Origin of the sequence: Streptomyces sp. NPDC047869 (assembly GCF_040704065.1) — a bacterium.
GTDB lineage: Bacteria > Actinomycetota > Actinomycetes > Streptomycetales > Streptomycetaceae > Streptomyces.
The window spans coordinates 248,012-267,590 of the sequence record NZ_JBEYRK010000003.1 but is presented as its reverse complement, the minus strand read 5'-3'; the positions used below and the strand labels follow the sequence as shown (position 1 = coordinate 267,590).

Annotated in this window: 17 protein-coding genes; 8 read left to right on the top strand and 9 right to left on the bottom strand. The window is 73.5% G+C overall.

Features of this window, described 5'->3' with window-relative positions; genetic code table 11:
- Window positions 1–23 precede the first annotated feature (23 nt).
- The 5 genes from AB0924_RS05910 to AB0924_RS05890 are packed head-to-tail and all read right to left on the bottom strand — an operon-like array spanning window position 24 to window position 5,166.
- On the bottom strand, window positions 24–173 hold the full coding sequence (locus AB0924_RS05910; protein ID WP_358930593.1) for a hypothetical protein: 150 nt from the start codon (window positions 171–173) through the stop codon (window positions 24–26).
- Entirely contained in the window at window positions 170–1,507 is a 1,338-nt protein-coding gene (locus tag AB0924_RS05905) for an AAA family ATPase (RefSeq protein WP_366910749.1), read from the bottom strand. The genes AB0924_RS05910 and AB0924_RS05905 overlap by 4 nt, the downstream gene beginning before the upstream one ends.
- Window positions 1,504–3,138 (bottom strand): hypothetical protein, encoded by a 1,635-nt coding sequence (locus AB0924_RS05900; RefSeq protein ID WP_366910748.1) that lies wholly within the window; start codon window positions 3,136–3,138, stop codon window positions 1,504–1,506. Before AB0924_RS05900 ends, AB0924_RS05905 begins: the two co-directional genes overlap by 4 nt.
- Entirely contained in the window at window positions 3,129–4,220 is a 1,092-nt protein-coding gene (locus AB0924_RS05895) for a hypothetical protein (protein ID WP_358937933.1), read from the bottom strand. The genes AB0924_RS05900 and AB0924_RS05895 overlap by 10 nt, the downstream gene beginning before the upstream one ends.
- A gap of 1 nt (window position 4,221) precedes the next feature.
- On the bottom strand, window positions 4,222–5,166 hold the full coding sequence (locus AB0924_RS05890) for a phosphatase PAP2 family protein (RefSeq protein WP_358937813.1): 945 nt from the start codon (window positions 5,164–5,166) through the stop codon (window positions 4,222–4,224).
- Window positions 5,167–5,377: 211 nt separating this feature from the next.
- Between AB0924_RS05890 and AB0924_RS05885 the strand changes: the two genes are divergently transcribed.
- On the top strand, window positions 5,378–5,974 hold the full coding sequence (locus tag AB0924_RS05885) for a histidine phosphatase family protein (RefSeq protein WP_358937815.1): 597 nt from the start codon (window positions 5,378–5,380) through the stop codon (window positions 5,972–5,974).
- A 102-nt stretch (window positions 5,975–6,076) separates the two neighbouring features.
- On the opposite strand, the gene AB0924_RS05880 is transcribed toward AB0924_RS05885, so the two are convergent.
- Window positions 6,077–7,528, bottom strand: coding sequence for a hypothetical protein (locus tag AB0924_RS05880; RefSeq protein ID WP_366910747.1), 1,452 nt, complete (start codon window positions 7,526–7,528; stop codon window positions 6,077–6,079).
- 266 nt (window positions 7,529–7,794) lie between these two features.
- Between AB0924_RS05880 and AB0924_RS05875 the strand changes: the two genes are divergently transcribed.
- Both AB0924_RS05875 and AB0924_RS05870 read left to right on the top strand, forming a co-directional pair.
- Window positions 7,795–8,202 (top strand): hypothetical protein, encoded by a 408-nt coding sequence (locus AB0924_RS05875; RefSeq protein WP_358937819.1) that lies wholly within the window; start codon window positions 7,795–7,797, stop codon window positions 8,200–8,202.
- Window positions 8,203–8,236: 34 nt separating this feature from the next.
- Entirely contained in the window at window positions 8,237–9,106 is an 870-nt protein-coding gene (locus tag AB0924_RS05870) for a fused MFS/spermidine synthase (RefSeq protein ID WP_366910746.1), read from the top strand.
- A 46-nt stretch (window positions 9,107–9,152) separates the two neighbouring features.
- Here AB0924_RS05870 and AB0924_RS05865 read toward each other — a convergent pair whose 3' ends face one another.
- Entirely contained in the window at window positions 9,153–9,674 is a 522-nt protein-coding gene (locus AB0924_RS05865; RefSeq protein WP_358937823.1) for a hypothetical protein, read from the bottom strand.
- 99 nt (window positions 9,675–9,773) lie between these two features.
- Between AB0924_RS05865 and AB0924_RS05860 the strand changes: the two genes are divergently transcribed.
- The 3 genes from AB0924_RS05860 to AB0924_RS05850 all read left to right on the top strand — a co-directional run bounded on the left by AB0924_RS05860 (window position 9,774) and on the right by AB0924_RS05850 (window position 13,484).
- A complete protein-coding gene (locus AB0924_RS05860) occupies window positions 9,774–10,481 on the top strand; it encodes a response regulator transcription factor (protein ID WP_358937825.1) in 708 nt (235 codons plus the stop codon).
- Complete coding sequence (locus tag AB0924_RS05855; protein ID WP_358937827.1) at window positions 10,478–11,854, top strand: HAMP domain-containing sensor histidine kinase; 1,377 nt, start codon at window positions 10,478–10,480, stop codon at window positions 11,852–11,854. The genes AB0924_RS05860 and AB0924_RS05855 overlap by 4 nt, the downstream gene beginning before the upstream one ends.
- Window positions 11,855–12,029: 175 nt before the next feature.
- On the top strand, window positions 12,030–13,484 hold the full coding sequence (locus AB0924_RS05850) for a cellulose binding domain-containing protein (RefSeq protein ID WP_366910745.1): 1,455 nt from the start codon (window positions 12,030–12,032) through the stop codon (window positions 13,482–13,484).
- 131 nt (window positions 13,485–13,615) lie between these two features.
- On the opposite strand, the gene AB0924_RS05845 is transcribed toward AB0924_RS05850, so the two are convergent.
- The gene (locus tag AB0924_RS05845; RefSeq protein WP_366910744.1) at window positions 13,616–15,049 is read right to left on the bottom strand and encodes a GH1 family beta-glucosidase; all 1,434 of its coding nucleotides are present in this window, start codon (window positions 15,047–15,049) and stop codon (window positions 13,616–13,618) included.
- A 264-nt stretch (window positions 15,050–15,313) separates the two neighbouring features.
- Entirely contained in the window at window positions 15,314–16,351 is a 1,038-nt protein-coding gene (locus AB0924_RS05840) for a LacI family DNA-binding transcriptional regulator (RefSeq protein WP_366910743.1), read from the bottom strand.
- A gap of 496 nt (window positions 16,352–16,847) precedes the next feature.
- On the opposite strand from AB0924_RS05840, the gene AB0924_RS05835 reads away from it, so the two are divergent.
- Entirely contained in the window at window positions 16,848–18,170 is a 1,323-nt protein-coding gene (locus AB0924_RS05835; RefSeq protein ID WP_366910742.1) for an ABC transporter substrate-binding protein, read from the top strand.
- Between the two features lie 400 nt (window positions 18,171–18,570).
- Complete coding sequence (locus tag AB0924_RS05830; RefSeq protein WP_366910741.1) at window positions 18,571–19,569, top strand: sugar ABC transporter permease; 999 nt, start codon at window positions 18,571–18,573, stop codon at window positions 19,567–19,569.
- Window positions 19,570–19,579: the final 10 nt, after the last annotated feature.

Genomic DNA, 19,579 nt, shown 5'->3' with positions numbered 1-19,579 from the left:
GGTCGTGGTGGGCGGGGGTGCGGTCATGGGCGCCACTCCACCCGGTGTTCGGCCAGGTGGGCCAGTACCGCGTGGTTCGCCTCCCAGCCGTCCGGGCTGTGTTCACCGGCCGCCTCCGGCGGCGTGCCGGACTCCGTCCGGCGGGTGGTCGTGGTGGGCGGGGGTGCGGTCATGGGCGCCACTCCACCCGGTGTTCGGCCAGGTGGGCCAGTACCGCGTGGTTCGCCTCCCAGCCGTCCGGGAACTTCACCAGGGTGCCGAGCTGGACGGGTTCCGTGGACGGGTAGTCGTCCAGGAGGTCGCCGACGCCCGCGCGGCACACCACGACACAGGCGTGGCGGTGGCGGGAGGCCAGCACGCACAGGCGGCCGGTCTCCAGGTGGAAGGCCGTGGCGTCAGGGCGGCCGGAGAGCGGGTGGAGGACGACCGTGACGTCGTACTCGCGGCCCTGGAGGCGGTTGGCGGTGTCGACCGTCACGTCCGGCACGCCGAGGTCGGCCAGGGCCGCGCGGACCGCCGCGGCCTGGTCGCGGTGGGCCGTGCCGACGGCGATGCGGTCGGCGGTCAGTGGGGCCGCGTCCGGTGAGCGTTCGGAGACGGCGGCGCCGCCCCGGTCCAGCAGCCGCCGTACGACCGCCGCCACCGCCCGTACCGCCTCCGGGTCCGTGCGCGGGGTGTGGCGGGCGGGCAGTTCGAGCAGGCCCCAGCCGGACGCGGCCGCCTCGTCGATCACCCGGTCGGGACCGGAGCCGTCGGAGGGGACCGCGAACGTCAGCCGGCGGTCGCCGTGGCCCGTGCCGCTGCGGAACGGGGTGTACGGGTAGAAGGCGTCCGAGACCAGCGGGGCCGCCGACGCCGGCAGCCGCCAGGACACCGGCAGGCGGTGCTGCGGAAGCTCCGGGTTGTGGGCCAGCAGAGTGGTGACCGCCGAGGCCGACGGGTCGTACGACAGGCCCGCCCACTGCTCGGCGCCCACGATCGAGAACGGGTCGAGCTGCCCCGGGTCCCCGACGAACAGCGCCCGCTCGAACAGGCCGGCCACGGCCAGCAGCGAGTCCGAGCGCATCTGGTACGCCTCGTCCACGATCGCGTGCCGCCACGGTTCGTCCACCTTGACGTGCGCCCACTTCGCGGCGGTGGAGACGACGACCGGGAGGCCGTTCAGATCGGCCGCCTTCGCCGACGTACGGACCTGCGGCAGGTCGTCCAGCGCCTTGTCGTACGGGTCGGCGTCGCTGCTGTGCAGGCGGCCCACGGGCAGGTCCGGATCCTTCTCGGCGAGCCGCAGCACCAGGTCGTCCACCTGGGCGTTGGTCTGCGCGACCACCATCAGCGGGCGTCCGGCGGCGGCGAGTTCCAGGGCCGCGCGCACCACCAGCGTGGACTTGCCCGCGCCCGGCGGGGAGTCGACGACCACGCCACGCTCGGTGCCGTGCAGGGTGTCGTTGAGGATCGCCTCCGTGGCGCGTGCCGCCGCGGCTCCGGGGTCGAAGTCGACGGTCGTCACAGCACGTCCTCCTCGGTCACGGTGTCGGGCGCCTCGGGCGCCGCCTCGCCCGGCGGGCCGCCGTGCGTCCACGGGGTCTCCTCCGGGTCGGGCAGCTTCGCGCCGCCGCGCTGCTCGTGCTCGAACAGCGTGAAGCAGACCGCGTCGCCCTTCTCCGGCACCGAACCCGGCTCGGGCTCCTTGCCCCGGCCCATCTTGTCCACGATCCGCAGGACGAGCACACCGTCCTCCGGGGCGCCCTCGTACCCGACGAACTCCGCCGCCTGCGGCCTGCCGCCCAGCGAGCGGTACACCTTCGCGCGCTCCGCCAGGGCGGGCCGGTCCTCCGTGCGGACCGTCACCAGCGGGCGCGGGCTGGGCCGCTTGCCCTCGCTGTACGCCATGACGGCATCGGTGACCTCGCCCGCGAAGGCCTCCCCGGCCAGCCGCCGCCCGGCCATCACCAGCGGATCGTCCAGCGCCTCCTGGGCCTCCAGGCGGGCCTGCTCGCGCTCGCGCGTGGCCAGCTTGTTCGCCGCGGTCACCGCGTCGTCCCGGCGCGGCTGCGGGGGCTCACCGGCCAGGACCCGGTCGCGGTGGCCGGTGAACGACCAGCGGTCCCGCGTCCACCGCTCCTCGACGTGCGCGCCCTCCGGCAGCGCCCGCAGCAGGTCCAGGCCGTGCCACACGGAGTCCCAGGTGGGCCGGACGCGGCTCTCCACCAGATCGCGCACGTGCTGTTCGGCCGCGGTGAGCGCGGCCAGCCGGTCGTCCGCCTGCACGGCGTCCTCGGCGGCGGCGAGGACGGTACGGGCCCGGTCGTAGCGCTCGATGGCCGGGGCCAGCAGCTTGTTGTCGAACGCCGGATCGGTGGCCGGGCCGGCCGGCGGGCACCGGAGCTGGCCCTCGTCGTCCCGGGCCAGCTCGGCCCACTGGGCGGCCTCCGCGCCGGTGCGCGCCCGCCCGGGGTGCCCCTCCTCGGGCGACGCCGACGGCGGGGGAGCGTCGATCCAGGCGAGCAGGGCGCCCAGATGCTGGTCCTCAAGGCTGGACTGGCCGGTCGCCCAGTGCCGGGAGAGCACGTCGGTGAGCGCCAGCAGCAGGGAGGAGCCGGGAACCCGGGCCCGCTCGCCGTAGTGGGTCAGCCAGCGGCCGAGCAGAGGGACCCGGGGCGGCGCCGGGTGGGGCGCCTCCGGGTCCTGCTCGGCGGTCCGGCGGAACCGCATGGAACGGCCCAGCAGCCGTACGAAGTCCAGGCCCGCCCGGCTGGGCACGATCAACTGGGGCGCGTCGGCGCACAGCTCGACCTCGACCTTGACCCGCTTGCCGGTCTCCGGGTCGGTCTCCGTGCGCTCGGCCGCCTCGACGTCCAGCGCGTAGGAGTCGAGGTACGGCAGGACCACGTCGGCCAGTTCGGCGAGGAACGCGAAGCGCAGGTCGCGGTCGCGGGGCTGCGGCACGACCAGCAGCCGGGGAGCGTCCCGGTCGGTGCCGACCAGCGCGCCCAGCGGGGCACCGGCCTCACCGGCGGTGGTGAGCGGCACGAACACCAGGGGGCGGTCGGACAGCCGGCGGTGGCGGACGGTCGCGGCCGGCTGGGCGCGGCCGGTGCTGACGGCCTCGAGGCGGGCCAGGGTGGCGATCAGTGACACCGGGCCGCCACCTCCCGGCCGGCCGCCCCGGCGAGCGCCTCCGCGCGCAGGGCGGCCGCCCGGCGAAGGGCCGCGACCGCCGGGTCGGCCGGGTCGCCGCTCTCGCCGCGGGCCGCCGCGAGGACGTCATCGACCGTGGTCAGACCGCCGAGTTCGGCCCGCAGCGGGCGGCCGAGGCTGGTCACGGCGCCGTCCGCGCGGGAGCGGCCGCGGCAGTGGAAGGCCAGTTCGCAGGCGGACAGGCACTCGGGCGCGTACGCGGCCGGAACCGACTCGACGGCCGCCGTCAGTTCCTCGGCGGGCCGGTCCGGAGCGAAGCAGGTGCCCTCGGGCAGAGTGCCGGCGATGTCCTCGACGCGGGTGAGCCGGGCGAGTTGCCGGGCGGTGACCGCGCGCTGCTTGCGCACGTCGACGGCGGAGGCGGTGGGGAGGTTGGAGAAGTCCCTGGGGCAGACCAGCAGCACCCGGTGCCGCACCCGCGGGGCCGGGTCGAGGCGGGCGGCGACGTCCTCCAGGGCCAGTACGTACACCGCCGACTGCCGGGCGGCGGCGCCGACCTTCGCCGGGTCGGCCGAGCCGTCCAGCATCGGGAAGGACTTGATCTCCACGACCGTCCAGCTCCCGTCCGGGTGCACCACCACCGCGTCGGGCTCCAGGAACGCGAGCGAGCCCGCCACGTCGAGCGCCAGCATCGGGTGGTCCAGCAGCGTCCAGCCGCCCGCGTCCACGGCCTCGCGCAGCGCCAGCGCCGTACGGGCCGTCCGCCCCTCGGGGCCGTGCGCGGACAGGTCGGGAACCGAGGCCCCGGCGGGCGGTTCGGCGCCCGGGTCGAGCCGTGAGTGGACCAGCCGCAGCAGCTCCGCGCCGCCGTCGGCCTTCACCTTCGCCTCGAACGCGTTGCCCCGGGTCAGCGCGAACTGCGACTGGCCGAACGCGGAGGGCGCGCCCAGCCGGTCCGCCAGCGCCGCCTTGTCCACACCGGCGCCGTCCAGGATCGCCCGTCTGCGGCACCCCGGGTTCGCGGCCAGCGCCGCGAGGGCGCGCGCGTCCAGGGCCTTGGCCGGTACGTCGGGACCGCGCAGCTCAGCGAGCCGCTGCCGGAGCCCCTTCTCCCGCGTCGCGGGGGGAGGCGTCCGGTTCGGCCGCGGAAGCGAGCTGCGACTCGCGCTGCCGTGGAATTCGCTCACCCGCGGAAGTCTGGCATCCGCCACTGACAATCGGGGAACCGGCGGCCGCGGCGGCCCGCGGTGCCCGGGCGGCGAAGCGGGCCCGGAGCAGGTCGGTGGCCCGCGTCAACCGCGGCGCCAGCAGCAGGCCCACGCCCATCACGGCCACGCCCGCGACCGCGTCGAGGGAGTAGTGGTTGGCGGTGCCCATGACCACGACAGCGGTCAGCAGCGGGTAGGCGACGGCGAGGATCCTGGTGAGGCGCGTGCCGCCGTACCGCCACAGCATGACCCCGCACCACAGGGCCCAGCCGACGTGCAGACTCGGCATCGCCGCGTACTGGTTGGTCATGCCGCCCATGCCGCGCGGCGCGCTGGCCTCGCCGCCCCACCAGCCGTACGAGCTGTAGTGGGCCATCGTGTCGACGAAGCCGTAGCCCGGGGAGAGCAGCCGGGGCGGGCAGGTCGGCAGCAGGGTGAAGCCGATCAGACCGATGAAGGTGGACGCCATCAGCCAGGTCCGGGCCTGCCGGTAGTGCTCGGTGCGGCTCCGGAACAGCCAGACGAGGATGGCCGGTGTGACGACGTAGTGCAGTGAGGCGTACCAGAAGTCCGCCGGTATGCCGAGCCACGGCTCGCGCGTGAACAGCCGGTTGAGCGGGTGCTCGGCGTTCAGGTACAGGGCCTTCTCGAACCGCAGGATCGCCAGGCCGTGGTCGACGGCGGTGGAGACGTCGCCCCGCGCGAGCAGGCGGCCGGCCGAGTAGCAGCCGTAGACCAGCAGGATCAGGGGCAGCTCGGTCCACCACCGCAGCCGGGCCCGCTGGGTCACCTCGGTGCCCGGTGTGTCGGTCTGCGGCATCCGATCGCCCTCCCCCTTCTGCTGCGGCGCGCCCCGGCGGCGCCGTGCCACTTTACGGTGTCCTGATCCCGGCCACGCGGGCGCTTCAGCCCTCAAAGACGCCGCCATCGCCCCCCGGGTTGCCCGTGCCCCGGCTGAGCGATGATGGAAGTACCGCGTCTTCTGCTCAAGATGCCCAGGATCTGTTCAACACGTCCCCGAAAGGTCTCCCATGGCACCGCGCATCCTGCTGGCCCGGCACGGACAGACGGAGTGGTCGCTGTCCGGCAAGCACACCGGCAGGACCGACGTACCGCTGCTGGAGGAGGGGCGGCGCGGGGCCAAGTCGCTCGGCGAGCGGCTGCACCGTGCTCCGCTGGACGGGCTGCCGGAGGCCGAGGTGCGCACCAGTCCGCTGGTACGCGCGCGTGAGACCTGCGAACTGGCCGGGTTCGGGGAGCGCGCGGCCGTCTGGGACACGCTCATGGAATGGGACTACGGCGCCTACGAGGGCATGACCCCCGCCGAGATCCAGGCCGGCCGGCCCGGGTGGCTGATCTGGCGGGACGGGGTGCCCGAGGGGGAGAGCCTCGCGGAGGTCACCGCGCGCGCGGACGAGGTGGTGGAGTGGGCGCGGTCGGCGGACCGGGATGTGCTGGTGTTCGCGCACGGGCACATCCTGCGGTCCATCGGCGCGCGGTGGCTGGGGCTGCCGCTGGCCTTCGGGGCGCGGATACGGCTGAACCCGACCTCGCTGTCGGTGCTGGGGTGGGCGTACGGGGAGCCGGCGGTCGAGAGCTGGAACGACTTGGGGCACCTGGTGGGGTGACCGGTGCCGTTCCGGGTGCTCGGTGTCGGTGCCGGCCGGGGGTGTTTCGCTTGCCCGCGGCTACGGCGGCTCGGCAGCCGCCGGCTGCGGGCATGCGGGGGTTCAGGCCCGGCCCGCTCGGGGGGTTGAGGCGTGGCGGTCCAGGAAGTCGGAGACGCCTGAGGCGCGGCGGTGGGGGAGCAGCACCCGGGCCGTGCCCGCCAGCATGGTCTGGATGCGGGAGGACTGGACCTGGGTGAGCAGTTCCAGGACGCGCAGGCCGGCCGCGGCCGCCTCGTCGGGGCGGCCCTCACGGGCCAGGTCGTCGGCCAGTTCGGCGGTGTAGAGGGCGATGTTGCGGGTGAAGTGGGGGTCCTGGAGGTGGGCCGCCCGGCGGGCGTGCCGGGACGCGCGCCGCCAGTCGCCCAGCGTCGACCAGCACTGCGCCTCCAGGCCCTCCAGCTCGGCCTCTCCGTAGAAGCTCATCCACTCGGGGTCGGCGTCCGAGTGGCCCCGCTCGAAGAGGGCCTGCGCCCGGGCCAGCGCCTGTTCGCAGCCCGCGCGGTCGGCGAGCCCCGCCCAGCCGCCCGCCTCGCGCAGCGCGAGCAGGGACATCAGCCGGGGCGAGCCCAGAGGAGCGGCGGCCCGTCGCGCGGCCTGCGCCGCGCGCACCGCCTCCCGGGGGCGGCCGGCGTCGCGGGCCAGGAACGCGGTGTTGCAGAAGGCGTGCGCCTCCAGGGCCGGGTCACCGGTCATCCGGGCGGTGGCCAGCGCCTCGGCGTAGTGCGAGCGGGCGTCGTCGAAGCGTCCGGAGTCATGGGCCAGCCAGCCCACCGAGATGGACAGTTCACCGGCGCCCGAGTGCAGTCGCTCGGCGGTGGTCTGCCGGGTCGCGCCGGCGTCCAGTAGCGCGTAGGCGGCGCGCAGCGGTGCGGCCGCCCGCTGGTACAGGCCGTCGGCGCCGTGCCGGTCGTCGAGCAGCCGGATGCGGCGGACGGCCTCCTCGAGGGCGGCCGCCTCGGGGGTGCCGACGCGGCGCGGCGGACGGACCGCCGCGGTGGCGTCGATGGTGAGCCCCAGCGGGCCCAGCGTAGCGGCGGCCACCGTGGCGCCTCCGCCGGTCATGAATGCGCGACGCAGCACGTCGCTCTCCTCGTGGTTCAGGGGGTCGTTCTCGTACGGCTCGTGCGGGTCGTACGGGTCCTGCGTGTCATACGGCTCGTGGGCCCCTCGCGTCTCAGTGGTCCCGAACGCCGGGGGTGCCCCGGTGGCCGTACGCGCCGCGCGCCCGCGAACGGACGAGCGCGGCGCGAAGCCGAGGTCGGTGAGCGTGCGACCGGGGAACATGTGCAGGAACACCCGTTCGTACGCGTAGTTCGGGCAGCGGATCTCACCCGCCTCGACCCTGCCGACGTAGCGCGCGTCACAGCTCACCCGCTCGCCGATCTCGCGCGCCGCCCGCCGCACCAGTGCCGCGAACTCGGCCGGTGAGTGCCGGCCGCGCAGCTGCCGGAAGGCGAGGTTGGGCCGTGCGGGCCGTTCGGGCTGTGACGAGGTCTCCGTTGACGACGCCATGGCCGGGTCCTCTCGTGCGAACCGTCGAACCATGCCGGATCCGAGGTGGATTCGGGCTGAGTTGTCCGTGTGACACCCTGGTTCCGGCGAGCAAGAACGTACCCGCTGTGCCGGAGCCGCCACGCAGTGTTTAGCTACAAAACGGATATCTCATCCACGATCTGCCATGAACTGCCATCCTTTGCGGCGCACTTGTGCCGTAGCCGTTGACGCCCTCGCGCGTTGGACTCGGTGGACCGCAAACGTGCAGCGTGGTGGAGGCCGGCATGGAGACCAGCCAGAGCAACGATCCCTGTACAGCGGGCGCGCCACCGTCCGCGGCAGAGGGCGACGCGACCTGCGACCTCGTGACGGTGCCGACCCGGCAGGGGCTGGAGGCCGTCGACATCCTTCGGCGCGGCGCGCCCGCCGTGGGGCCCGTTCTGCACGACTACGGCTGCGACACCCTCGGCTTCCTGGTCCCCGCCGGCACCGCCGCCTGCTGGGACGTGCCGGGCAGTACCTGTACGGAGACCGACGGGCGCGGGCTCAGACTCAACCCCGCGCCACCGGTGGAGGGCTCGGACTGGCTGCTGCCGCCCGGCGAGGCCGACCTCGCGACCGACCCCGCGGTGCTGCGCCGGGCCCTCGGTGAGGCGGCCCGGATGATCGAGGCGGCCGACAACTGCCGGTGAAGCCCCCGCCCGGTGCGCCTGCGAAAATGGACCGATGGGCAGGTCCAGGAACACCCGGCGCAGGCCGGCAGACGCGCAGGCCGTCACGGAAACCGTCGACGGCGGGCTCGCGCAGCTCGTGCCCGACCCCGACCGCCCCCGCGCCCGGACGCTGCTGATCGACGGGGCGCCCCAGTCGCACGTGGACCTGGACGACCCCGCGTACCTCTCCTTCGAGTACCAGCGCCGGCTCGGGCACGTCATCGACCTCGCCGTGCCGCCCGGCCGGCCGCTGCGGGCCGTCCATCTGGGCGGTGGCGCCCTCACACTCGCCCGCTATGTCGCCGCCACCCGGCCGCGCTCCACCCAGCAGGTCGTCGAGCGGGACGCGGCCCTCGTCCAACTGGTGCGGCGAGAGCTGCCGTTGGATCCGAACGCGCGCATACGGGTGCGGTCGGCGGACGCCCGCGCGGGCCTGGCCAAGGTCCCGGACGGCTGGGCCGACCTGATCATCGCCGATGTCTTCAGCGGCGCCCGGACCCCCGCCCACCTCACCTCCACCGAGTTCCTGGACGAGGTCCGCCGGGCCCTGAAGCCCTCCGGGGTCTACGCCGCCAACATCGCCGACGGCCCGCCGCTCGCCCACCTGCGCGGCCAGATAGCCACCGCCGCCGCCCGCTTCCCGGAACTCGCGCTGATCGCGGACCCGGCCGTGCTGCGCGGCAAGCGCTTCGGCAACGCGGTCCTCGCCGCCTCCGGGCTGCCGCTGCCGCTCGCCGAACTCACCCGCCGCGCCGCCTCCGACCCGCACCCCGCCCGGGTCGAACACGGCAAGCAGCTCACCGACTTCACCGGCGGCGCCGTTCCCGTCTCGGACGAGGCGGCGGTGGCCTCCCCGGCCCCGCCGCCCTCGGTCTTCCGCTGACCGCCTTCCGCGACCGCCTTTCGCTGACCGCCCTCCGTACGGGCCGTCAGTACGTCCCCACTTCGACGCGCGGCGGGCCGTCGTGCCAGGTGCAGAACACCGACACCCGGTCGGCGTCCCGGCTGAACTCCACCCGGATCCAGCTCTCCGTCTTCCACACCTGCATCGACCAGCCGGTGCCCGGGGTCGCCGAGACGAGCGTCGCGTCGGCCGTGCCCAGGTCGAAGACCGCCCGGCCGCCGTCGGTGTCGTAGCCCTTGACCCGGCCGGAAGCGGTGGGGCCCGCGGTGGCGGAGGCGGAAGGGGAGGGACCGGCGGTGCGGGACGGGGTCCTGGAGGGCGTGCGGGCCGGCGGCTCGGCCGACGGGCTCTTCGGCCGGGGCGGCCGGGCGGTCGGCGAACCCAGCGGCTTCGAGTGCGTGGTGGTGTCGGCCGCCGTGATCGGCAGGGCGCGCGGCGGGTCGTACGCCGTGCCGGCCATGACCGTGTGCACACCCCACCACGACAGCGTGACCGCCGCGCCCGTGGCGAGCAGCCAGGCCAGTACGTGTACGAGTCCTCTGCGCATCGCGGGCCATACTGCCCCAGGGGCACCGGGATGCGCATTCGTCCCGGCTCATCCACAGGCGGGGCACCGGTGTTGGCCGCATGGCGTACGGTGCGGCGCATGGCAAGTGTGCTCGTGGTCGAGGACGACCAGTTCGTACGCTCGGCGCTCATCCGACACCTGACCGACGCCTCACACACCGTGCGCAGCGTCGGTACGGCACTGGAGGCGCTGCGCGAGGTCGCCCATCTCCGTTTCGACGTGGTCGTCCTGGACCTCGGACTGCCCGACCTGGACGGCTCCGAGGCCCTGAAGATGCTGCGCGGCATCACGGACGTGCCCGTCATCATCGCCACCGCGCGCGATGACGAGGCGGAGATCGTCCGGCTGCTCAACGCGGGGGCGGACGACTACCTGACCAAGCCGTTCTCGGTCGAGCACCTGTCGGCCCGCATGGCGGCCGTGCTGCGCCGGGCCCGGGTCGCCGGCGGTGAGGCGCCGCCCTCCAGCGTCCTGCGGGTCGGCGGGCTCACCGTCGATCCGCTGCGCCGCCAGGCCGAACTGGACGGCGCCCGGCTCGACCTGACCCGCCGCGAGTTCGACCTGCTCGCCTTCCTGGCCGGCCGCCCCGGAGTCGTCGTGGCCCGAAAGGAACTCCTCGCCGAGGTCTGGCAGCAGTCCTACGGCGACGACCAGACGATCGACGTCCATCTGTCCTGGCTGCGCCGCAAGCTGGGGGAGACCGCGGCCCGGCCGCGCTATCTGCACACCCTCCGGGGTGTCGGCGTGAAGCTGGAGCCGCCCGGGGGAGGGGAGCCGCCGCGATGAGATGGGCTCTGGTCAAGGTGTGCCTCGCGGTCACCACCATGGTCGTGGTCGCCTTCGCCGTACCGCTCGGGCTGGTCGTGAAGGAGATGGCCCGCGACCGGGCGTTCTCCAACGCCGAGCGGGAGGCCGCCGCGGTCGCCCCCGCGCTGTCCATCACCACCGACCGGGACAAGCTGGAACGGGTCGTGGCCTCCGCCGGCGCCGACTCCGGGATGGCCGTGCACCTGCCCGCCGACGGCGTCCGGAGCGCGCTCGACCTGGGCCGGCAGCGCGCCGCCGGCAAGGACATCGCGGCCGTGCGGAGACTGGGCCGCGCCTCCACCACCTCCGTCCCCGGCGGCTCCACGCTGCTGCAGCCGGTCGCGCTCGGCTCCGGCGCGATCGCGGTCGTCGAGGTGTACGTGCCCGAGTCCGAGACGAGCAACGGCGTCGGCACGGCCTGGGCGGTGCTCGCCGCGGTCGGTCTCGCGCTGATCGTCGGCTCGGTCGCGGTCGCCGACCGGCTCGGAGTGCGCATGGTGCGGCCCGCGCAACGGCTGGTCGAGGGCGCGCGGGAGCTGGGCGAGGGCAAGCTGGGAGCCCGGGTGCCGGAGGACGGGCCGACCGAACTGCGGCTCGCGGCGGTCGCCTTCAACTCCATGGCCGACCAGGTCGTACAACTGCTGGCCAACGAGCGTGAACTGGCGGCCGACCTGTCGCACCGGCTGCGCACCCCGCTGACCGTGCTGCGGCTGAACGCGGCCTCCCTCGGTGCCGGGCCCGCCGCCGAGCAGACCCGGGCGGCCGTCGCCCAGTTGGAGGGGGAGGTCGACACCATCATCCGCACCGCCCGGGAGGCCAAGCCGCAGACGGTGGCCGCCGGTCCGGGCGCCGGCTGCGACGCGGCCGAAGTGGTCCGCGAACGCATGGAGTTCTGGTCCGCGCTGGCCGAGGACGAGGGCCGCAAATGGCGGGTGGCCGGGGTCGAGCGGCCGGTGCGCCTGCCCGTGGCCCGCGCCGATCTGGCCGCCGCCCTCGACGCGCTGCTCGGCAATGTCTTCCGGCACACCGCCGAGGGCACCGCCTTCGCGGTCGACGTGCACAACGCGGAGGACGCGGTGATCGTGCTGATCTCCGACGCCGGCCCCGGCATACCGGACCCCGAGGCGGCGATGGCCCGCGGCCGCGGCTCCGGCAGCGCGGGCTCGACCGGGCTCGGCCTGGACATAGTGCGCCGCCTCGCCGAGTCCACCGGCGGTGACGTGCGCATCGGCTCCTCGGTGCTGGGTGGGACCGAGGTGCGGATCTGGTTCCAGCTCGACGGACGCAAGCCGGCCGGCCGGGGGCACCGGAGCGGCGTGCGCGGACGCCGGCGGATGGCGGGCGCCCGCTGACGCTCCGTTCGCACCGGACCACGGATTGGTCTCGACCTTTAACGGTCCCCGATCCCTTCCTTAAGCGCACCCTAAGGACTGCGACGGCCGTCCCCATAGGCCCGTTTGCCCGTTTCCGGCTCGCTAGCGTGCTGCCGCACCCCACCCCCCGTGAACAGCGAAGGCAGGCACGCGCATGAGCACGCACCGGCGCAGGATCAGTGGCAGGAACAAGGCGATCGGCTCCGTGGTGGCCGCGGCCGTGATCGGTGGCGGCGCCCTCCTGCTCACCGGTACGGCGAACGCGGCCGGGGTCAACGCCGCGTACACGAAGACGAGCGACTGGTCGACGGGCTACACCGCGCAGTACGTGGTCACCAACAACAGCGGCCAGACGGAGAAGACCTGGACGCTGGAGTTCGACCTGCCCGCGGGCGCGAAGCTCGGCTCCCTGTGGAACGGCGAATCCACCGTCAGCGGTCAGCACGTCACCGTGAAGCCCGCGAAGTGGGACACCGACGGCCTGGCCGTCGGCAAGTCGGTCACCGTCGGATTCGTGGTCAACGGCAAGGGCGACCCGACGGGCTGCCGGGTCGACGACGCGCGGTGTTCCGCGGACGACGGCGCCACCCCCGAGCCGAGCGGCCGCCCGACCCAGACCCAGACTCCGGTCCCCAGCGCGACCCCGAGCCAGAGCGCCACCCCCAGCCAGAGCGCGACCCCGACCCCCTCGCAGAGCACCGGCACCGGCACCACCGCCTCGGCCGGCTTCGCCCCCTACGTGGACACCTCCCTCTACCCGGCCTTCGACCTCCTCGCCGCGGCCGACGCGACCGGCGTGAAGAACTTCAACCTCGCCTTCGTCACCGACGGCGGCGGCTGCACCCCCAAGTGGGGCGGCGTCACCGACCTCACCGGCGCCGCGGTCGCCGCGCAGATAGGCTCCCTGCGTGCCAAGGGCGGCGACGTCCGGGTCTCCTTCGGCGGTGCCTCCGGCTCGGAGCTGGCCACCACCTGCTCCTCGGCGGACGCCCTGGCGGCGGCGTACGGCAAGGCCGTGGACGCCTTCAAGCTGACCAAGGTCGACTTCGACGTCGAGGGCGGCGCGCTGCCCAACACCGCGGCCAACACCCGCCGGGCCCAGGCCATCGCCAAGCTCCAGGCCCAGCACCCGAACCTGGACGTCTCCTTCACCCTGCCGGTGATGCCCGAGGGCCTGACCCAGGACGGCGTCAACCTCCTGTCCAACGCCAAGTCCAACGGCGTGCGGATCAACACCGTCAACATCATGGCGATGGACTACGGCCCCGCGTACAGCGGTGACATGGGCACTTACGCCGAGCAGGCCGCCACCGCCACCCAGGCCCAGGTCAAGAGCGTGCTGGGGCTGTCCGACCAGGCCGCCTGGAAGACGGTCGCGGTCACCCCGATGATCGGTGTCAACGACGTCTCCTCCGAGGTCTTCAAGGTCGACGACGCCACCCAGCTCGTGAACTTCGCCAAGTCCAAGGGCCTCGGCTGGCTCTCCATGTGGTCCGCGACCCGCGACAAGCAGTGCGACGGCGGCACCAAGCCCACCGCCGACGCCACCTGCAGCTCCATCACCCAGGACAGGTTCGCCTTCGCCAAGGCCTTCGGCGCCTTCAACTGAGCGGGCCGCAGCGGCTGCACCGGCCGCATCGGCACGGCGGTATGACGAGGGCGCGGCACCCCCTACCCGGGTGCCGCGCCCCCGCCGCCTCCGGTGTCACCGGACGGCGACCCGGACCGCCGGACGGTCTCTCAGGCCACCGGCTCCACCGCCGCCGGCAGCGCCCCTGCCCGGGCCACCTCGCCGTACCAGCGGGCGCTCGACTTCGGGGTGCGCTCCAGCGTCGAGTAGTCCACGTACACCGCGCCGAACCGCTTGTCGTAGCCGTACGCCCACTCGAAGTTGTCCAGCAGGGACCACAGGTAGTAGCCGCGGACGTCGGCGCCGTCGGCGATGGCCCGGCGGACCGCCGCCAGGTGGCCGTGCAGATAGGCGACGCGCTCGGGGTCGTGCACCCGGCCGTCGGCGTCGGGCTTGTCGTCGTAGGCCGCGCCGTTCTCCGTGATGTACAGCGGCAGGCCCGGCGCCTCGCGCGAGTACCGCATGATCAGCTCGTGCAGCCCTGTCGGGTCGACGGTCCAGCCCATCTCGGTGAGCTCGCCCGGCGTCTGGTGGAACAGCACGTCGTCGGCGGCCGGCCAGGGGGAGTGTTCGGCGGCGCCGTGACCGTCCGCACGCGGGCCCGCGGCCTTGCCGTCCGCCGCCGAGACCAGGGTCGGGGTGTAGTAGTTCAGGCCCAGCGCGTCCAGCGGCGACCTGATCGTACGGAGGTCCCCGTCCAGCACGTACGACCAGTCGGTGACCGACGCGGTCTCGGCGAACAGGGTCTCGGGGTAGGCGCCGTGCAGGACCGGGCCGTGGAAGACGCCGTTGGCCAGGTTGTCGATCCGGCGGGCCGCCGCCAGATCGGCCGGACTCTGGGAAAGCGAGCGCACCACCGAGGAGTTGAGGCTGAGCGCGATCTGGCCGCGGGCCGGCAGCACCGAGCGCAGGGCCGCCGCCCCCAGGCCGTGCGCCAGGTTGAGGTGGTGGGCCGCGCGCAGGGCGGCCGCCGGGTCGGTGCGCCCGGGGGCGTGCACGCCCGAGCCGTAGCCCAGGAAGGCGCTGCACCACGGCTCGTTGAGGGTGATCCACTGGTCCACCCGGTCGCCGAGCGCCTCGCCGACCAGCCGCGCGTACTCGGCGAACCGGTGGGCGGTGTCCCGCTCCGGCCAGCCGCCCGCGTCCTCCAGCTCCTGGGGCAGGTCCCAGTGGTAGAGGGTGATCGCCGGCTTGATGCCGCGCGCCAGCAGCTCGTCCACCAGACGGCGGTAGAAGTCCAGGCCCACCTGGACCGCCGGGCCCCGGCCGGTCGGCTGCACCCGGGACCAGGAGACGGAGAAGCGGTAGGCGGTCAGGCCCAGCTCCGCCATCAGCGCCACGTCCTCGCGGTAGCGGTGGTAGTGGTCGACGGCGACGTCACCCGTCTCACCGCCCGCCGTCCTGCCGGGGGTGTGGCTGAAGGTGTCCCAGATCGAAGGAGTTCGGCCGTCCTCCCGCACCGCACCCTCGATCTGGTACGCGGATGTCGCGGCGCCCCAGAGGAAGGCGGGCGGGAAGGTCGCGGGCGGCAAGGGCTCTGTCATGGAAGGACTCCCCGGATCGGCTGCGCCCCATTCTGCATGGGAGCGCTCCCATGCGGAAGCCCCCACCCTCCCCGGCACGTGTTCTCACAGCTCGCGGCCGGCCCGGCCCACGGCTCACGGCCGGCCCGTTCCAGAGCTCGCGGGCGGTTCCGGTTCACGGCTCGCCGCCGGTTCCGGTTCGAGACCCGCGACCGGTCCCGGTCGGCCGCTCGCGCGCGGCTGGAGTTCACCACACGCGGCAGAGCCGCGCGGTGCCGGTGGCGCTCAGGCCGATTCCCGCACGACCAGCCGGGTCGGCAGGACCACCTCGCGCCGGCCGGCCCTGCCCGCGATCTCGTCCAGCAGCAGGTCCGCCATGGCGCGTCCCATCTCCTCCATCGGCTGGCGGACGCTGGTCAGCGGAGGGTCGATGTGCCGCGCCACGATCGAGTCGTCGAAGCCGACGACGGCCACGGCGTCCGGGACCCGCCGGCCCGCGGCGCGCAGTTCGAGCACCGCCCCGGAGGCCATCACGTCGGAGGCCGCGAACACCGCGTCGAGTCCGGGGCGCCGCCGCAGCAGCTCGCGCATCGCCGCGCGCCCGCCCTCCTCGGTGAAGTCGCCCTGCTCGATCAGTTCCTCGTCCACCGCGACTCCCGCTGTCCGCAGCGCCTCGCGGTAGCCGTCGAGCCGGGTCCGGGCGGCGTCCATGTCCAGGGGACCGGTGATGGTGGCGATGCTGCGCCGCCCCCTGCCGAGCAGGTGCTGGACCGCGCTCCGGGCGCCGCCGTCGTTGTCCGCGCGGACATGGCCGAGCGGTTCCGGATCGCCGCGCCGCCCGGCCAGCACGGTGGGCACCGACAGCTCGTCCAGCAGATCCGGCAGGGTGTCGTCGCGGTGGACCGCCACCATCAGTACGCCGTCCACCCGTTGGGCGGTCAGGTACGAGGCCAGGCGCCGGTGTTTTCTCCCGTCGCGCGCCAGCACCAGCAGCAACTGCATGCCGGCCTGGGTGAGCCGGGCGGAGGCGCCCCGGATGATGCCCGAGAAGTACGGCTCCGCGAACAGCCGGCTCTCGGCTTCCGGAACGACCAGGGCCACGGCGTCGGTACGGCGCGTGGCCAGGGAGCGCGCGGCGCGGTTGGGGACGTAGCCGAGTTCGGCGATCGCCTTCTCCACCGCTGCCCGGGACCGGTCGCTCACCTTGGGGGAGCCGTTGAGCACCCGGGACACCGTGCCACGGCCGACACCGGCCCGAGCGGCCACGGCGTTCAGCGTCGGGCGCCGGACGCCGAGTGCTTCGGGCGGCTGGGCGTGGCTCATCGTTCACCTTCCGGTGTGCGGCAAGGGGTTGCCTCATTGTGTCCCAGCGCGTTCCGCGGCCGGCCGCCCCGTCCGGGCCGTCCGCCGGGCCGGCGCGAAGATCATCCCTGTGACCAGCGAAGATCCATCGGGTGACGTGGGGAGGTCCAGGGCGGGACAGGGGATTTCGTGACACGTTCACGTGACGTCTGGGACACGCTCAGGCAACAACGCTGTTTTCAAGTCTTGACACCCGGCCCCCACAGCAAGGAGTCTTCCGGCATGCCGCGTGGGAGCGGTCCCACGGGAGGTTCCGGGGGACCGGCTCGCGCGGGTCAAAGCACTGATGACCTTTCCCTCTACCTCGCATGACACACCGTTGACCAGCGCCTTTGCACCGCACGTCGCGTGCTGTGAGCCGGCCGCTGCTCGAAATCGAGAGGGCAGGTCCGGACCGCCGACCCCTGGCGGTCTGCTTCCTGGGGTCCCGTTTTTCACCGGAACAAGGAGTAGTGGAATGCGCATCACCGGTACCGACGGCGGAGGCGGTCGCCGTCGCAGAGCGGCGGCCCTCGCCACCACGGTCCTGACGGCATCGGCCCTGCTGCTGACGGGCTGCAGCAGCGACGACGACTCGGGCACCTCGGCCGACGGATCGATCACGCTCACCGTGGCCGACTTCGGGCAGTTCGGCTACAAGGAGGCCGGCCTGTTCGCCCAATACCACAAGCTCCACCCGAAGATCACGGTGAAGGAAGAGGTCACCGCCAACGAGCAGGACTACTACCCCAAGCTCCTTCAGCAGCTGAACACGGGCAGCGGTCTGGGAGACGTCACCGGTATCGAGGTCGGCCGGATCAAGGAGGTCGTCGACACCCAGGCGGACAAGTTCGCCGACCTGAGCAAGTCGATCGACGTCAAGGACTGGGTCTCCTGGAAGGAGAACCAGGCCACCACGAAGGACGGCAAGGTCGTGGGCGCCGGCACCGACATCGGCCCGATGTCGCTGTGCTACCGCCGTGACCTGTTCGAGAAGGCGGGCCTGCCCACCGACCGCGAGGAGGTGGCCAAGGCGATAGCGGGCGGCTGGGAGGACTACCTGAAGCTCGGCGAGCAGTACAAGAAGAAGGCGCCGTCCGGCACCTACTTCATGGACTCCGCGAGCGCCATGTTCAACGCGGTCGTCAGCTCCTCGGACAAGCAGTACTACGACACCGACGGCAAGCCGGTCTACAAGGACAGCGCCTCGGTGCAGCAGGGCTGGGACCTCTCCGCCGAAGCCGCGTCCAAGAAGCTGACCCACGGTCTGCCGCAGTTCACCGACGCCTGGACGGCGGCCCTGCGCAAGGGCAGCGTGGCCACGGTGGCGTGCCCGGCCTGGATGGCCGGCCAGATCTCCACCAACTCCGGTGACGCCTACAAGGGCAAGTGGGACATCTCCCGCGCGCCCGGTTCCACGGCGGCCAACTGGGGCGGCTCCTTCCTGGCGGTCCCGCAGGGCGGCAAGCACGTCAAGGAGGCCACCGAGCTGGTCAAGTGGCTGACGGCGCCCGAGCAGCAGGCCGCCGTGTTCAAGGCGATCGGTGTCTTCCCGTCCAACAAGGGCGCCTACGAGCTGGCCGACGTGAAGAGCGCGAAGCTCCCGTACTTCAACAACGCCCCGATCGGCGAGATCTACGCGGACGAGGCCAAGTCCATCCCCGAGGCGGTGCTCGGCCCGAAGGACGCGGTGATCAAGGACACGATCTCCACGCAGATCAACAACATGGAGCAGCGGGGCACCAAGCCCGCCGACGCATGGAAGGCCGCGACCGAGACGATCGACAAGGCGATCGGCTGACGCGCGCCGGGGCGGGCCGGTCCCTCGGGCCGCCCGCCCCGCGCCCGCGCGTCCGGCCGGGTCCCACCGCGCCGGTGCCGTGACCGAGAGGGCCCACCGGTACACGGGCGGCGACGCGGCACCGCCGGCGCGACGGCGGCCGGCACCGGTGACGGATCCGGGCGCCGGCCCGGCCGTGGCACCGGCCCGGAAGCCGCGCCCGCGAGCCGCGCCCGGCGGACCCGGTCCGGCGGACCGGGCTCAGCGCATCGGATCCGGGACGCCGGGCTCTGGATGCCCGGCCGGGCGGCTCGGTACCGTACCGGCCGCCGTGGCGCGCGGGACGGGGGCCGGCGCGCGGTCCGGTGGACGCCGCGCCCGCCCCGTATCCGGCCGCAACCCTGCAGACAAGGACTCCTCCGTGGCAACAGCAACCCCGACCCGGGGCGCGTACAGCCCGCCGCCCGGCGGTTCCGGCGCCGTGTCGAACGGACCCGACCCCCGCACCTGGCGCAGCCGGCTGTGGCGCTTCGACGACCTGGCGTCGCCCTACGCCTACATCGCGCCCTTCTTCCTCATCTTCGGAGCCTTCGGGCTCTATCCGCTCCTCTACACCGGCTGGATCGCCCTGCACCGGGTCGAGATGACCAGCCTCGGCCAGTCCGAGTGGGTCGGCTGGGACAACTTCTCCCGGATCCTCCAGGACTCGGAGTTCTGGACCGCCGTCGCCAACACCTTCGTCATCGGCGTCATATCGACCGTTCCCCAGCTCCTCGTGGCGCTGGGCCTGGCCCACCTGCTCAACTACAAGCTGCGGGCCAGCACGTTCTGGCGGACGCTCATCCTCACCCCGTACGCCACCTCGGTGGCGACCGCGGCGCTGGTCTTCGCCCTGGTCTTCCGCGCGGACGGCGGCATCCTCAACTGGGTGCTGCACTTCGCCGGCATCGACAACATCGACTGGGGCAACGGCGAGTGGACGTCCAAGATCGCCATCTCGGTCATCGTGATCTGGCGCTGGACCGGCTACAACGCCCTGATCTATCTGGCGGCCATGCAGGCCGTGCCGACCGATCTGTACGAGGCCGCCTCGATCGACGGCGCGTCGCGCTGGCAGCAGTTCCGCAAGGTGACGATCCCCTCGCTGCGGCCGACGATCCTGTTCACCATCGTCATCTCGACCATCGGCTCCATGCAGCTGTTCGGCGAGCCGCTGCTGCTGCAGGGCGGAACGCTCGGGTCCATCGGCGGCAGCGAGCACCAGTACGAAACCCTCAGCATCTACCTCTTCAACTACGGCTGGAAGCTGGGGCACCTGGGTCCGGCCGCCGCCGTGGCCTGGGCGATGCTCGTCCTGCTGCTGCTGATCGCCCTGATCAACTGGATCGTCGGCCGGTTCGTGCGCAAGAGCGCGGCCTGACGGGAGCGAC